The organism is Motilibacter peucedani, from assembly GCF_003634695.1.
Classification (GTDB): domain Bacteria; phylum Actinomycetota; class Actinomycetes; order Motilibacterales; family Motilibacteraceae; genus Motilibacter; species Motilibacter peucedani.
Window position 1 is genome coordinate 115,655 of the sequence record NZ_RBWV01000017.1, and the last position, 14,598, is coordinate 130,252.

General features: G+C 74.7%; 10 protein-coding genes. 5 read left to right on the forward strand and 5 right to left on the reverse strand.

What is annotated here, in order from left to right; genetic code table 11:
• Positions 1–9: 9 nt before the first annotated feature.
• Positions 10–762 carry an SDR family NAD(P)-dependent oxidoreductase gene (locus CLV35_RS19170; RefSeq protein WP_121195114.1) on the forward strand — a complete coding sequence of 251 codons (753 nt, stop codon included), beginning with the start codon at positions 10–12 and terminating at the stop codon, positions 760–762.
• A 7-nt stretch (positions 763–769) separates the two neighbouring features.
• Here the strand turns inward: CLV35_RS19170 and CLV35_RS19175 are convergent, their stop codons facing one another.
• Both CLV35_RS19175 and hrpA read right to left on the reverse strand, forming a co-directional pair.
• Complete coding sequence (locus tag CLV35_RS19175; RefSeq protein ID WP_121195115.1) at positions 770–1,594, reverse strand: phosphotransferase; 825 nt, start codon at positions 1,592–1,594, stop codon at positions 770–772.
• On the reverse strand, positions 1,594–5,520 hold the full coding sequence (hrpA, locus tag CLV35_RS19180) for an ATP-dependent RNA helicase HrpA (RefSeq protein WP_121195116.1): 3,927 nt from the start codon (positions 5,518–5,520) through the stop codon (positions 1,594–1,596). The genes CLV35_RS19175 and hrpA overlap by 1 nt, the downstream gene beginning before the upstream one ends.
• A gap of 126 nt (positions 5,521–5,646) precedes the next feature.
• Between hrpA and CLV35_RS19185 the strand changes: the two genes are divergently transcribed.
• Together CLV35_RS19185 and CLV35_RS19195 are read left to right on the forward strand one after the other, a co-directional pair.
• Positions 5,647–6,666 (forward strand): Gfo/Idh/MocA family protein, encoded by a 1,020-nt coding sequence (locus CLV35_RS19185; protein ID WP_121195209.1) that lies wholly within the window; start codon positions 5,647–5,649, stop codon positions 6,664–6,666.
• Between the two features lie 125 nt (positions 6,667–6,791).
• Positions 6,792–8,465 (forward strand): HNH endonuclease signature motif containing protein, encoded by a 1,674-nt coding sequence (locus tag CLV35_RS19195; protein ID WP_183062082.1) that lies wholly within the window; start codon positions 6,792–6,794, stop codon positions 8,463–8,465.
• Between the two features lie 40 nt (positions 8,466–8,505).
• Here CLV35_RS19195 and CLV35_RS19200 read toward each other — a convergent pair whose 3' ends face one another.
• Entirely contained in the window at positions 8,506–9,414 is a 909-nt protein-coding gene (locus tag CLV35_RS19200; protein WP_121195119.1) for a hypothetical protein, read from the reverse strand.
• Between the two features lie 60 nt (positions 9,415–9,474).
• Between CLV35_RS19200 and CLV35_RS19205 the strand changes: the two genes are divergently transcribed.
• Positions 9,475–11,586 (forward strand): FUSC family protein, encoded by a 2,112-nt coding sequence (locus tag CLV35_RS19205; protein WP_121195120.1) that lies wholly within the window; start codon positions 9,475–9,477, stop codon positions 11,584–11,586.
• On the opposite strand, the gene CLV35_RS19210 is transcribed toward CLV35_RS19205, so the two are convergent.
• Both CLV35_RS19210 and CLV35_RS19215 read right to left on the reverse strand, forming a co-directional pair.
• Positions 11,576–12,598 carry an NADPH:quinone reductase gene (locus tag CLV35_RS19210; protein ID WP_121195121.1) on the reverse strand — a complete coding sequence of 341 codons (1,023 nt, stop codon included), beginning with the start codon at positions 12,596–12,598 and terminating at the stop codon, positions 11,576–11,578. The genes CLV35_RS19205 and CLV35_RS19210 overlap by 11 nt on opposite strands.
• A 3-nt stretch (positions 12,599–12,601) precedes the next feature.
• Positions 12,602–12,811 carry a hypothetical protein gene (locus CLV35_RS19215; RefSeq protein WP_121195122.1) on the reverse strand — a complete coding sequence of 70 codons (210 nt, stop codon included), beginning with the start codon at positions 12,809–12,811 and terminating at the stop codon, positions 12,602–12,604.
• 133 nt (positions 12,812–12,944) lie between these two features.
• Between CLV35_RS19215 and pgm the strand changes: the two genes are divergently transcribed.
• Complete coding sequence (gene pgm / locus CLV35_RS19220; RefSeq protein ID WP_121195123.1) at positions 12,945–14,588, forward strand: phosphoglucomutase (alpha-D-glucose-1,6-bisphosphate-dependent); 1,644 nt, start codon at positions 12,945–12,947, stop codon at positions 14,586–14,588.
• The last annotated feature ends 10 nt before the right edge of the window (positions 14,589–14,598 follow it).

Genomic DNA, 14,598 nt, shown 5'->3' on the forward strand with positions numbered 1-14,598 from the left:
GGCGGCACGATGGATGACTACGCGGGACTGGTAGCAGTGGTCACTGGTGGCGCCAGTGGTATCGGCGCGGCGACCGCCGATCTGCTCGCCGACCGCGGCGCACGGGTCGCCGTGCTCGACCGCGACCTGTCGACGGCCGAGCCGCGCCACCTGGGCGTCGAGTGCGACGTGACCGACCGAGCCTCGGTGGACGCTGCCGTGGGCCGAGTGGTCGCCGAGCTCGGTGGTCTCGACGTCTGCATCAACAACGCGGGCATCGGCGCCCAGGGCGACGTCGCGGCCAACGACGACGACGAGTGGCACCGGGTGCTCGACGTCAACGTCGTCGGCATCGCCCGGGTCACCGCCGCGGCACTGCCCCACCTGCGCCGGTCGCGGGCCGCCGCCGTGGTAGCCACCTCCTCGGTGGTCGCCCGCGTCGGTCTGCCGCAGCGGGCGCTCTACGGCGCGAGCAAGGGCGCGGTCCTCGCGCTGACGCTCGCGATGGCCGCCGACCACGTCGCCGAGGGCATCCGGGTCAACTGCGTGGCGCCCGGCACCGCCGACACGCCATGGGTGGGCCGGCTGCTCGACGCAGCCGACGACCCGGCCGCCGCGGCCGCCCAGCTGCGGGCGCGCCAGCCGATGGGCCGGCTCGTCACTGCCGCCGAGGTCGCTTCGGCGATCGCCTACCTCGGGAGCCCGCTCTCGGGGTCGACGACCGGCACGGTGCTCACCGTGGACGGCGGGCTCAGCGCCCTGCGCCTGCCGCCGCGGAGCTGAGCGGGCGTCACAGCAGGGCGCGCAGTTGCCCCAGCCACTGCGCCGCCAGCCGCTGCCCGTCCGGCAGCTGGTCGGCGGGGTCGAGGCGCCACGCGGTGATCATCGCCAGCACGAGCAGCCGGCACTCGTGCAGCAGGGTCTCGTCGACACCCGGGTAGTGGTCGGCGACCGCCTCGGGTGCGTGGGCGAGGTCGAGCTCGACCGGCCCCCGGCAGCACGTCTCGAAGTCGATGAACAGCGGCCCGTCAGAGGTGTCGAGGACGTTGCCGGGGTGCGGCTCGCCGTGCAGCAGCTGCTGCCGCCCGCTGTGCTCGTCGAGGACGCGGCGACCCCGGCCCAGGACCTCGGTGAGCAGGGCCCGGTCACCGGCAGGGACCTCCCGCGTCCGGTCCGGAGCCTGGAGCACGCGCAGTGCATCCTCGACCCGGTGGACCGCGTGCGGCGCGTCGACGTCGAGTCTGCGGAACCCGGCGTGCAGCCTCGCGAGCGCATCCGCGTAGTCGCCGGGAGGCAGCGCCTTCCCTGTCGCAGCGTCGTAGGACGTCCACAGCGTGATGACGAAGCCGTTCCGCAGCCGCACGCCGGGCGCCACGCGCGGGTCGAGCGCCACCACCGGCGCACCCGCCAGGGCGAGCCCGCGCGCGACCTGCACCTCCAGCGCCGCGGCCTGCCGTCGCTCGGGCGCGATCCGCGCCACCACGTCGCACGGCAGGAGGCGCACGGTCAGCTTGTCGGAGTCGTTGAGGACCACCGTGTCGGTGACCGGCAGGCCGAGCTGCGAAGCGGTCGCGGTGGCCGCCGCCACGGCACGAGCGGCTTCCTCGGGGTGCATCAGCCCTGCGGACTCGACGGCCGCAGTGCGGCGACCGCCTTCGCGATGCGCTGCTCCGACACGGGGGTCGGTGTGCCCAGCTGCTGGGCGAACAGGCTGACCCTGAGCTCCTCGAGCATCCAGCGCACGGCGACGACGTCGGGGTCGCCGTGCCGCTCGCGCGGCAGCTTGGCGACGCGGTCGTCGTAGAGCTGGCGGGCGCGGGCGACCTGCGCCATACGTACGGCGTCGGCGCGCGGGTCGTCGGGCAACCGCTCCAGACGGCGGGTGACGGCCCGCAGGTAGCGCGGCAGGTGCGGCAGCTGGGAGAGCCCGGTGGCGGTCACGAACCCGTTGAAGACGAGATCGGAGAGCTGGCGCTGCACGTCGGAGAGCGCCGGCAGCAGGGCGACGCTCGTGATGCGCCGCAGGCGCGACTCCGCCTCGCGCACTGCGTCGAGCGCCTGCTCGACGTCGCCCAGGGCGCGCAGAACGGTGTCGGCGAGGTCGGCGCGCACGGCGTCGCGCAGGCGGCGGAAGGCCGGCTCGTCCCACGCCGGACCGCCGTGGCGGCGCACGAGCTCGTCGACCGACGCGACGGTGCAGTCGTCGAGCAGGGCGGCCACGCTGCCGTGCGGCGAGCGCGCGAGCACCAGCTTGCTGGAGTTGGACAGCCCGGACACGACCGGCTTGACCGGCGAGGGGATGCTGAGCAGGAGGAGCCGGCGCGTGCCCAGGGGCATCGCGTCGTGCTGCTCTCGAGCGGAGCTGAGCACCCGCAGCGCCACGGTGGCACCCTCGTCGACGAGCGAGGGGAAGCCCTCGACCTTGAGACCGCCGAGCACCTCAGTGGTCTTGCCTGGTATTACCCCTCCTGGCCAGTCGGTGAGACCGCTGCGCTCGAGGTCGCTCCCGGCGCGTGACAGGGTCGCCTGCACCGACGGCGCGAGCTTCGCCCTCAGGGCAGCGAGGTCCTTGCCCTCACCGAGCTTCTTGCCCTTGTCGTCGACGACGACGAAGGTCATCCGGAGGTGGCCGGGGAGCTTCGAGAGGTCCCAGTCGCCGCGGTCGAGCGGCACGCCGGCCATGCTCTCGAGCTCGCGCTCGAGCGCGTCGAGCAGCGGCTCCTTGCGCGGGACCATCCGGGGCAGCACAGCAGCGGCGTAGTTGGGGGCGGGCACGAAGCTGCGGCGGATCGCCTTGGGCAGCGAGCGGATCAGCTCGGTCACGACCTGCTCGCGCAGACCCGGAACCTGCCAGTCGAAGTCGTCGGCCCGCACGCGGTTGAGGGCGGCGATCGGGATCTGCGCGGTGACGCCGTCGTCGGCGGTGCCCGGCTCGAACGAGTAGGTCAGCGGGAAGACGAGGTCGCCCTGCCGCCACGCGTCGGGGTAGTCGGCGCCGACGTCGGTGCCCTCGGGTGCGCTCACGAGCATCTCGGGGGTGAAGGTCAGCAGGTCGGGCTGGTCCCGCTTGGTCTTCTTCCACCACGAGTCGAAGTGCCTGCCGGACACGACGTCCTTGCCGACGCGCGTGTCGTAGAAGTCGAAGAGCTCGTCGTCGCTGACGACGAGGCCACGACGGCGTACGCGGTGCTCGAGCTCCCCCGCCTCGGCCAGGAGGCTGCGGTTGTGCTCGAAGAACGCGTGGTGCGTGCGCCAGTCGCCCTCGACGAGCGCGTGCCGGATGAACATCTCTCGGCACAGCTGCGGGTCGACCTTCGAGTAGCCGACGCGGCGCTGCGCGACCAGCGGCAGGCCGTAGAGCAGCACGCGCTCGTAGGCCATCACCGCGGCGCGGTCCTTCGACCAGTGCGGCTCGCTGTAGGTGCGCTTGACGAGGTGCTCGGCGAGCTTCTCGGCCCACTCGGGCTCGATCTTGGCCGCCACGCGCCCGAACAGCCGCGAGGTCTCGACCAGCTCGGCGGCCATCACCCACTGCGGCTGCTTGCGCGCCAGCGCCGAGCCCGGCCACAGCGCGAAGCGCGCGCCGCGCGCGCCCTGGTAGTCGCGCGTCGACGCGTCGCGGAGTCCGAGGTGCGAGAGCAGCCCGGCGAGCAGGCTGAGGTGCACGCGCTGCGGGTCGGCCGGCTCCTCGTTGCGGGCGAGCCCGATCGAGCGCGCGGTCTGGCGCAGCTGGGAGAAGACGTCCTGCCACTCGCGCACCCGCAGGTAGTTGAGGAACTCGCTTCGGCACAGGCGCCGGAAAGCGCTGGACGACAGGGCGTCCTGCTGCTCCTGCACGTAGTCCCAGAGCCGCAGGATCGAGGCGAAGTCCGACTCCTTGTCGGCGAAGCGCGCGTGCTTCTCGTCGGCGGCCTGCTGCTTGTCGACAGGGCGTTCGCGCGGGTCCTGGATCGAGAGCGCGGCCGTGACGACCATGACCTCGCGCAGGCAGCCGTTGCGCTCGGCCTCCAGCACCATGCGCCCGAGGCGCGGGTCGAGCGGCAGCGCCGCGAGGCGGCGGCCGACGTCGGTCAGCGTACGGTTCGAGCCCTCCCCGGGCCCGAGCGCACCGAGCTCCTCGAGCAGGGCGACACCGTCGCGCACCTGTCGGCTGTCGGGCGGCTCGACGAACGGGAACCGCTCGATCTCGCCCAGGCCCAGCGCCGTCATCTGCAGGATGACCGAGGCGAGGTTGGTGCGCAGGATCTCGGGGTCGGTGAACTCGGGGCGCGAGTCGAAGTCGGCCTCGGAGTAGAGCCGGATGCAGACGCCGGCCTCGACGCGGCCGCAGCGGCCCTTGCGCTGGTTGGCCGACGCCTGCGACACCGGTTCGATCGGCAGTCGCTGCACCTTGAGCCGCGAGCTGTAGCGCGAGATGCGCGCGGTGCCGGGGTCGACGACGTAGCGGATGCCAGGCACCGTCAGCGAGGTCTCAGCGACGTTGGTCGCCAGCACGACGCGACGGCCGGTGTGCGAGGAGAAGACGCGGTGCTGCTCGGCGGCGGACAGCCGCGCGTAGAGCGGGAGGATCTCGGTGAAGCGGAGGTCGAGCTTGCCGAGAGCGTCTGCAGCGTCGCGGATCTCGCGCTCGCCGCTGAGGAAGACCAGGATGTCGCCCGGGCCTTCGGCGCTGAGCTCCTGCACGGCGTCGCCGATGGCCGTCATCAGGTCGCGCGGCTCGGTCCCCTCGGCGTCGTCGTCGTCGGCCGACTCCACGAGCGGGCGGTAGCGCGTCTCGACCGGGAAGGTGCGGCCCGAGACCTCGACGACGGGCGCGCCGTCGAAGTGCTGCGAGAAGCGCTCGGTGTCGATCGTCGCCGAGGTGACGACGACCTTGAGGTCGGGCCGGCGCGGCAGCAGCTGCTTGAGGTAGCCCAGCAGGAAGTCGATGTTGAGGCTGCGCTCGTGCGCCTCGTCGATGATGATCGTGTCGTAGGCGAGCAGGTCGCGGTCGTTCTGCAGCTCCGCCAGCAGGATGCCGTCGGTCATCACCTTGACCAGCGAGTCGCTGCCGCCGCGGTCGGTGAAGCGGACCTTGAAGCCGATCGACTCCCCCAGCTCCTGGCCGAGCTCCTCGGCGATGCGCTCGGCGACCGCCCGCGCCGCGATGCGGCGGGGTTGGGTGTGGCCGATGGTGCCGCGCACTCCTCTGCCGAGCTCGAGGCACATCTTGGGCAGCTGGGTCGTCTTGCCGGAGCCGGTCTCGCCGGCGACGATCACGACCTGGTTGTCGCGGATGGCGGCGAGGATGTCGTCGCGGCGCTGGCTGACCGGGAGGTCGGGGTAGCGGACGACGGGTACGGTCGCGGCGCGGTCCGCGAGCCGCTGCTCGGCGCTCGCGACGGCCTTCGCGACCTCGTCGAGCGCACCGGTACGCCGCGCCGCGTCGCGCACGCGGCGTGCACCGTCGAGCCGGCGCTGCAGGCGACGGGCGTCGCGGGTGGCCAAGCCGCGTACCCGGGTCTGCAGGTCGGAGACCGGGTTCTCGTGGACGCTCGCCATCTCGCTCTCGAGTCTAGGTGCCTCTGCGAGGTACCCCTCCTCGTGGCGGGTCGAGCGCCGTAGGCTGCGACGCACCCCGGTGCCGGTTGCCCGGGTCTACCGACGGCACAGCAGGAGGCACACGTGGTGGACAGCGGCGAAGGGGTGCGCTGGGGCATCGTCGGCACGGGCGGCATCGCCCGCGCCTTCGCGAAGGACCTGGCCCTGCTGCCGGACGCGGTGGTCGGCGCGGTCGGGTCGCGCTCGTCCGAGGGTGCCGACTCGTTCGCGGCCTTCCTCGAGGAGTCCACCGGCACCCGCGTCGCAGACGCCCACCGGCACGCGAGCTACGACGCCCTCGTGAGCGACGACGCCGTCGACGCGGTCTACGTCGCGACCCCGCACCCCGGCCACGCCGACGCCGCGCGCCTGGCCCTCGAGGCCGGCAAGGCGGTGCTGGTCGAGAAGCCCTTCACCCTCAACGCCGCCGAGGCGCAGGAGCTCGTCGACCTCGCGCGCTCGCGCGGCCAGTTCCTCATGGAGGCGATGTGGACCCGCTTCCTGCCCCACATGGGCCGGGTGCGCGAGATCCTCGCCTCCGGCTCCCTCGGCGACGTCGTGACCGTCACGGCCGACCACGGCCAGTGGTTCGAGGAGGACGCCTCGCACCGGCTGTTCGCCCCTGAGCTGGGCGGCGGAGCGCTGCTCGACCTCGGCATCTACCCCGTGTCGTTCGCGTCGTTCGTGCTCGGCACCCCCTCGCGGGTCACCGCGCGGTCGTCGGAGGCCTTCACCGGCGTCGACGCCAACACCTCGATCCTGCTCGAGCACGCCGGCGGGGCGTCGGCGCTGGTCAGCACGACGCTCTCGGCCGCCACGGCCAACGTCGCGGCGGTCAACGGCACCGAGGCGCGGATCGAGATCGACCGTACGTGGTACACCCCCACCTCCTTCCGCGTGACCTCGCGCGACGGCGAGGTGCTCGAGCGCTACGACCAGCCGCACGAGGGCCACGGGCTGCGCCACCAGGCGGCCGAGGTCGGTCGGTGCCTGGCGTCCGGCGCGCCGGAGAGCGAGCTGCTGCCTCTCGACGAGACCGTCGCGATCATGCGGACGCTCGACGAGGTGCGCAGCCAGATCGGGCTGGTCTACCCGCAGGAGCGCTGACACGCGGTACGCCGTGGCCGCCCGCTGCTGCTTTGCCCGCGCGGTCGACCGTTCGGGTCTTGCGGCTGCCTCGACCCTCCGGTAGCATTCGAACACACGTTCGAACGGCGGGTGGGGTGGTGGCGGTGGAGCGAGGTGCGGGGCCTTCTCTGGTCGACCTGATGCCGCCGCCGGACGCGACGTGGTTAGGGGAGCTGGTGGACCCGGAGCTCGTGGAGTGGGTCGACTGGTCGGACCCGCGCTGGGCCGACGAGCAGTGGACCCCCGAGTCGTCGATCCCGGAGGGCTCGTTCCCGGAGGAGCCGGGGCGGGTGGGCTGGGCGCCGGGCGATGAGCTTTTGCTGCAGCTGGCGGGCCCGGGCCGGGTGTCGGGCGAGGCGCTGGCCGGGGTGGCGCCCTCGCCGGGGCTGGTCGCGGCGTTGTGCACGCTGGACGACCCGCGGGACCCGGCCGCCGAGGTGTGGTGGATCGACCCGGGCGGCCCGCGGTGCGAGTCCCGGGCGCTCGACGAGGCCGAGCTGAGCGTGGGGGTCGCGCAGGCGTGGGACCGGGTCGCGGCGTGGGCGTGCGCGCAGCGGGAGACCGCGGTGCAGCGCGCCCGGGCGCTGATGGTCTCGATGCCGGCGCCGGACCCGGTGGGGGTGCCGCGCTGGTCCGGCGCGGAAGCCGCCGCCGGTGAGCTCGCCGCCGCGCTGCGGATCTCCCCGCGCTCGATCGACGCCCGCCTCGAGCGCGGCGCCCGCCTGCACGCCGCGCACCCGGGCACCCGGTGGCTGCTCGAACGCGGCCTGCTGACCTGGGCGCACGCCCAGGCGGTGGTCGAGGTGTGCGCGCCGCTGACCGACCCCGCGCACCTCGCGGCGGTCGAGGCGCGGGTACTTGCCGCCGCGCCGGAGCAGACCCCGGCGCAGCTGCGGCGCTCGCTGGTGCGGGCGGTCGCCCGGGTCGACCCGGCCGGGCACGCCGCCCGCCACACCGCCGCGGCCGAGTCGGTCGGGGTGCGGATGGTCCCGCTCCCCGACGCCCTGGTGATGATCACCGCGGTGCTGCCCGCCCCGGCCGGGCAGACCGTCCTCGGCGCCCTCGACACCCTGGCCACCGCCCTACGCGCCACCACCAGCACCACCGAGAACGACGCCACCACCAGCCGGGACGGCGACACCGCCGGCGGTGTCGGAGCGGGCGCGGGTCGGTCGGGGTCACGCAGGCGGGTGGGTGCGGCTGAGCGCGCCGACGCGCTCGTCGCGCTCGCCGCCGCGCTCGCCGCCCACCCCGAACTCATCCCCGGGGTGCTGGCCGCGGAGCCGGCCCGCCCGCTGGTGCGGGTCACGATCAGCGCCGACACCCTGCTCGGCCTCACGCAGCACCCCGGTGAGCTCGCCGGCTACGGCCCGATCCCGGCCGGCATGGCGCGCGCGCTGGCCGCGGACGGCACCTGGGCCCGGTTCGTCACCGACCCGGCCACCGGGCAGCTGCTCGACGCGACCCCGCACCGCTACACCCCCAGCGGGCGGACCCGCGCCTTCGTCGTCGCCCGCGACCAGACCTGCCGACACCCCGGCTGCTCCGCACCCGCCGAGACCGCCGACCTGGACCACACAAGACCGTTCAACCACCAGGACCCCGCCCGCGGCGGCCCCACCACCACCATCAACCTCGGACCGCGCTGCCGACGCCACCACAACCTCAAGACCTGGCACGGCTGGCGCACCTGGACCACCCCCGACGGAGCCATCGCCCACCGCACACCACTCGGCCGCACCTACACCATCCCCGTCCCACCCCAACCCACCGTGTAGCCGGTCAGGGCGAGGGTGGCGGAGCGCGTGACGCCCGCGCTCAGCCGGCGGACGCGCGCGCCTCGGTGAGGGCGGCCTCGGCAGCGATGACCTCCTGCGCGGCTGCCTCGGCGGCGGCCTGGGCCTGAGCGTCCCGCTCCTCCGCCTCGCCGAGAGCCGCCCTCACCCGCTCGAGCTCCGCGCGCGCCTCGTCCGCCTCCGTCACCCGCACGCGGTGAGCCTCCCGGGTCGCGCGCAGGTCCTCCTCCGCCTTGGCCACCGCCTCACGGCGACGACGCTCAGCCTCCTTGCGCTCGGCCTCCTTGCGCTCGGCCGCCTCGGCGCGCTCGGCCTCCCGACGCGCGGCCGTCCCGCCCGCCGCCGCCTCGCCTGCGGCGCCCTTTCCCTCCCCTGCCTCGCCGCCAGCCCCCTCACCCGCCGGCACCCTCGCAGCCCCACCCCCGACGGGGGCCGCGCCACCTCCAGCAGCCCCTAGCGCCGGCCCGAACCCCGCGTACTCCAGCGGCTTCACCAGCGTGCCGGCGAGCACCTGCGCGGCAGCGTCCTCGTCGGACAACGCCGCCTCGAGCGTCTGCTCGAGCTCGCGGACCGCGTCGGCGGTCACCCGCCCGCCAGCCGCCTGGCCGCTGTGCGCAGCCTGCCGGCCCAGCGCGGCGACGACGGTGTGCCGCTCGCGCGAGAAGGCGCGCAGCGAGTCGGCGTCGAGCGAGGTGCTCGCCTTGCGCAGCTGGGCCCCGAGGGCGAGCAGCTGCGCGACCGCGGGGCGGTCCTCGCGCACCAGGCGGTTGACGAGCCAGGCCGACACCGTGGGGCGGTGCAGCGCCGAGATCCGCTTGGCCAGAGCAGCGTCGCCGGAGCCCTTGGCGGCGCGGGCGTGCTCGTCGCGGCGCTTGACGAACCCCTCGGGCGGCTCGGTGAAGAGCTCGTCGAGCACCTGCTCGAAGTCCATGGCGACACCCTGCCACCCGCCGACCGTCGCCCGGGGCAGCGCTGCGGCAGACTCTGCGCCATGGCGACGGGCACCGTGCGATCGCTCGTGCGCCAGCTGGCGGCGGTCGACCGCTCGCTGCTGCTCCCGGGCGCGGCAGTGCGGGCGGCCGTCGGCGTGGCGGTCGTGCTCGTCGTGGGCGTGGCAGCCGGGTCGCCGGCGTCCGCGGTGGCCGCGGCAGCCGGGGCGTTCTCGGTCGGCATCGCCTCGATCCAGGGCGCCTACCGCAGCCGGGTGCAGGCGACGGTCGCCACGAGCATCGCGATGGCGCTCTCGACCCTGGTCGGCGCCTTCGTCGTGCGGTGGGAGCCGCTCGCGGTCGGCACCGTCGCGGTGTGGGCGTTCGCGGCCGGCATGGCCACGGCGTTCGGCCCGCCGGGCACGGTCGTCGGGCTGCAGGCGGCGGTCGCCCTGCTCATCGCCGGCGACTTCGCCATGACCGCGCGCGAGGCCGTGACGCGCTCGCTGCTCGTGCTCGCCGGCGGCCTCCTGCAGACCGCCCTCGTCGTCGCGGTGTGGCCGCTGCGCTCCTACGCCGCCGAGCGGCGCGCCGTCGCAGCCGTCTACCGCGCGCTCGCCGACTACGCGGGCCAGGCGGTGGGCGCACCCGGTGACGTGCCGCCCCCGCGGGCCGACGAGCTGAGCGCCGCAGCGGCCGTGCTCGGCGACCCCAACCCGTTCGGCCGCGACGGTCCGCGCGCGGGGTTCCGCGCGCTGGTGGACATCGCCGGCCGCGTGCGGCTCGAGCTGTCAGCGCTCACGCACGCCCGTGCCCGCGCGCTCGGGAGGCGGAGGGACGACGACGTACGCAGCATCGACGCCGCCCTCGGCCAGCTGGCCGTCGACCTCGGCGGCGTCGCCGACGAGCTGCTTCCGTGGTTCCCGCACGAGGCGCAGCCCGCCGGCGCCGAGGCCAGCGCGACCGACGGACTGCGGCCCTCGGTGGTCGCCAGCATCGAGGCGCTGCGCGGGCAGCTGCGCTCGGCGGCGCGCGTGGCGAGCGGGTTGGCGAGCCGCAACGGGCCCGACGCGCCACGGGCAGGGTCGTCGCAGCTGTTCGAGATCAGCGAGCCGCACCTGCTGCCGCCGCTGGCGGAGCCGATGCTGGCGCTGCGCGCGTCGTGGGACCTGCGCTCCGAGACGATGCGCCACGCCCTGCGGCTCGCCGCGGTCGTGCTGGTCGCGTCGCTGCTGTTCCACACCTTCCCGCTGCCGCACGGCTACTGGGTCGCGCTGACCGCGCTCGTCGTCCTGCGTCCCGACTTCGCCTCGACGATGAGCCGGGGCGTCGCCCGCGTCATCGGAACGGCTCTGGGAGCCCTCGTCGCGACCGTCGTGGCGGCCGAGCTGAGACCGGCCGCCGGGGCGCTCGTCGTGCTCGTGTCGCTCTGCGCGTTCGTCGGCTACCTGATCTTCCGCGCCAACCAGGCGATCTTCTCGACGTTCCTCACGGGCTACGTGGTCTTCCTGCTCGCCCTGGTCGGCCTGCCGGGTCGCCAGGCGGCGCTCGACCGGCTCGTCGACACGGCGATCGGCGGCACGCTGGCCCTCGTCGCCTACGCCGCGTGGCCCACGTGGGAGGCCGGCCGGGTCCGTGAGCGGCTGGCCGAGCTGGTGACCACGCAGGTGGCCTACGCGAGCGACGTGCTCGAGGCGTACGCGTCGGCGACCGCCCGCACCGGCGCCGGCCTGGCGCGCACGCAGGCCGACACCCGACGGGCGCGGGCCAGCGCGGAGGCCTCAGTGCAGCGCTTCGCCGTGGAGCCCCGCGCCCGGCGCGCGGCTGAGGGCGACCTGCTCGACATCGCACTGGCCGAAGGCGTCATCGCCGCCGCCCAGCGCGACGCGCAGGCGCTGCTCTCCCTTCACGCGCGGCTGCCCGGACAGGACGCCGAGGAGCTGCCCCAGGTCGCACCCTTCGTCGCCGAGCTGCGGCGGGCAGGGGCGGTGCTCGACGACGCGCTGCGCGGGCGGCCGCGGCGCCACGCGTACCCCGCGCTGCGCGCCGCCCAGCTGCGCCTCGCGGCCGAGCTGGGCGACGCGACGGTGCACCGCAGGCTCGTGGCGCTCGAGACCGACATCGTCGTCGACGCGCTCGACACCATGGCGCACCTCGCGGGCGTCATCCGCTGACGTCGACCAGCACCTTGCCGACCACCGCGTCGCGGACCATGTCGTGCGCGCGGCCGGTCTGCTCGAGGGGCACGTGGTGCAGCGGCAGCCCGCGCGCCTCACCGACGTCCAGGGCGCCGTCGGCGAGCGCGGCCGTGATGCCGGCCACGGCGTCGAGCTTGGCCTGCTCGGAGATCGTGTAGACGAGCACGAACTGCCAGCGGCTGTTGGACGACAGCAGCGTGCGCACCGGCAGCACGACGTCGTCGCCGCCGTCGTTGGCGTAGATCGCCACGGTGCCGCCGCGGGCGAGCACCTTGCCGTCGATCTCGGCGTTCGCCGCGGGAGCGACCTCGACGACGAGCTCGACGCCGTCCGGAGCGACGGCGCGCACCGAGGCCGCGACGTCCTGGCGCTTGTAGTCGACGACCTCGTGCGCGCCCGCCGCCCGCGCCAGCTCGGCCTTCTCCGGTGAGCTGACGGTGGTGATGACGTGCGCTCCCGCCCAGCGGGCGAGCTGGATCGCCGCGTTGCCGACCGCACCGGCGCCGCCCGCGACGAGCACTGCGCGGCCGTCCAGGGAGCCGGGCGACAGGACGGCGGGGAAGCCGTCGGCCAGCGTGAGCGCCCGGTGCGCGGTCATGGCGGGGATGCCGAGGCTCGCGCCGAGGTCGGCGCTCGCCGACTCCGGCAGCGGGACGGCCAGGTGCTCGGGCAGCACGACGTGGTCCTGCGCCGTGCCCTCGGGCCGCTGCCACGCGGCCTGCCAGAGCCAGACCCGCGCGCCGACCGGAAGCGAGGCACCGGGCCCGACCGCGTCGACCACGCCGGCGCCGTCCTGGTTGGGGACGACCTGCGGGAACTTCAGCGGCTGCCCGGGGCCGTTGCCCTCGCGCGACTTCCAGTCGGTGGGGTTGACGCCCGAGCGCTCGACGCGTACGCGCACCTCCCCCGGCCCCGGCTCAGGGACCTCGCGCTCGACGACGTGCAGGACCGAGGACGGCCCGGTCTCGGTGTGGACGACCGCACGCACGCGCTACCTCCCCAGCACGCGGCCGAGCAGGCCGCGGGGACGGCGCCGGGGCGCGAGGAACTGGGAGGTCTGCAGCAGCGCGCGGCTGGTGCTGCTCGGGCCACGGGTCGACTCGAGCCGGTGGCCGGCAGCAGCGGCGCCACGGGCGGCCAGCGGCAGCGCGACGGCCAGCAGCAGACGGCTGCGCAGCAGACGGCGGATGAGCATGGGCATGACGAGCCTCTTCCCTCGGGGACGTTCACCCCCCTCCTGCCCCGTGCAGGTGCGGGCGACCCGCGTGACCCGTTGTCGACGTGGGCAGGCAGGTGCAGCAGGATGCAGAGCAGTCGCGAACCGTGGAGGACACATGCCGACGCACGAGCGGGCCGGAACGCCGGCGCAGCCCGAGGACCTGGTCGACGTCGCCAAGCTGGTGACCGCCTACTACGCGGGACACCCCGACCCCAGCGATGCGGGGCAGCGCGTCGCCTTCGGCACGTCGGGCCACCGGGGGTCGGCGCTGAACACGGCGTTCAACGAGGACCACATCGCGGCGACCAGCCAGGCGATCGCGGAGTACCGCGCGGGCCAGGGCATCGACGGCCCGCTCTTCCTCGGCAAGGACACCCACGCACTGTCGGAGCCGGCGTTCGTCACCGCCCTCGAGGTCTTCGCGGCCAACGGCGTGACGGTGCTCGTCGACCCCACCGACCGCTACACCCCCACGCCGGCGGTCTCCCACGCGATCCTGCGGCACAACGAGAGCGGGCCGGCCCACCGCGCCGACGGCGTCGTCGTGACCCCGTCTCACAACCCGCCGGCCGACGGCGGCTTCAAGTACAACCCTCCGGACGGCGGCCCGGCCGGCAGCGAGATCACCGGCTGGATCCAGGACCGCGCCAACGAGCTGCTGCGCGCCGGGCTCCAGGGCGTCCAGCGGGTGACCTACGCCACGGCGCGCGCCGCGGAGACCACCGGCACGTACGACTTCATGGCGACCTACGTCGACGACCTGCCCGGCGTGCTCGACATCGACGCCATCCGCAGCGCCGGCGTACGCATCGGTGCCGACCCGCTCGGCGGCGCCAGCGTCGACTACTGGGCGGCCGTCGCCGAGCGCCACTCGCTCGACCTGACGGTCGTCAACCCGCTGGTCGACCCCACGTGGCGCTTCATGACGCTCGACTGGGACGGCAAGATCCGCATGGACTGCTCGTCGCCCTCGGCGATGGCCTCGCTCATCGGCAAGCGCGACCAGTTCGACATCGCGACCGGCAACGACGCCGACGCCGACCGGCACGGCATCGTGACCCCGGACGCCGGGCTGATGAACCCGAACCACTACCTCGCCGTCGCGATCGAGTACCTCTACTCCCACCGCGACCAGTGGCCCGCGCAGGCCGGCGTCGGCAAGACCCTCGTCAGCTCCAGCATGATCGACCGGGTGGCCGAGGGCCTCGGCCGCCGGCTGGTGGAGGTGCCGGTCGGCTTCAAGTGGTTCGTGCCCGGGCTGTTCGACCAGTCGGTCGCCTTCGGCGGCGAGGAGTCGGCGGGCGCCTCGTTCCTGCGCCGCGACGGCCGCGTGTGGTCGACGGACAAGGACGGGATCCTGCTGGCCCTGCTGGCGTCGGAGATCCTCGCGGTCACGGGGAAGACGCCCAGCCAGCACTACGCCCGCCTGACCGAGCAGTACGGCAGCCCTGCCTACGCCCGCGTCGACGCCCCCGCCGACCGCGAGCAGAAGGCCCGCCTCGCCAAGCTCTCGCCGGAGCAGGTCACGGCCACCGAGCTCGCGGGCGAGCCGATCACGGCCAAGCTCACGAAGGCGCCGGGCAACGACGCCGCCATCGGCGGGCTCAAGGTGACCACGCAGTCCGGGTGGTTCGCCGCCCGGCCGTCGGGCACCGAGGACGTCTACAAGATCTACGCGGAGAGCTTCCAGGGCCCCGAGCACCTGGCCCGCATCCAGGACGAGGCGCGCGAGGTGGTCTCCGCGGCTCTCGCCGGCTGACGGCCCGGCC

What these genes read in the sequence shown, in the direction of transcription:
- CLV35_RS19170 (WP_121195114.1), top strand. Translation starts at nt 10, where the DNA reads ATGGATGACTACGCGGGACTGGTAGCAGTGGTCACTGGTGGCGCCAGT.
- CLV35_RS19205 (WP_121195120.1), top strand. Translation starts at nt 9,475, where the DNA reads ATGGCGACGGGCACCGTGCGATCGCTCGTGCGCCAGCTGGCGGCGGTC.
- hrpA (WP_121195116.1), bottom strand. Translation starts at nt 5,520, where the DNA reads ATGGCGAGCGTCCACGAGAACCCGGTCTCCGACCTGCAGACCCGGGTA.
- CLV35_RS19215 (WP_121195122.1), bottom strand. Translation starts at nt 12,811, where the DNA reads ATGCCCATGCTCATCCGCCGTCTGCTGCGCAGCCGTCTGCTGCTGGCC.
- CLV35_RS19175 (WP_121195115.1), bottom strand. Translation starts at nt 1,594, where the DNA reads ATGCACCCCGAGGAAGCCGCTCGTGCCGTGGCGGCGGCCACCGCGACC.
- pgm (WP_121195123.1), top strand. Translation starts at nt 12,945, where the DNA reads ATGCCGACGCACGAGCGGGCCGGAACGCCGGCGCAGCCCGAGGACCTG.
- CLV35_RS19200 (WP_121195119.1), bottom strand. Translation starts at nt 9,414, where the DNA reads ATGGACTTCGAGCAGGTGCTCGACGAGCTCTTCACCGAGCCGCCCGAG.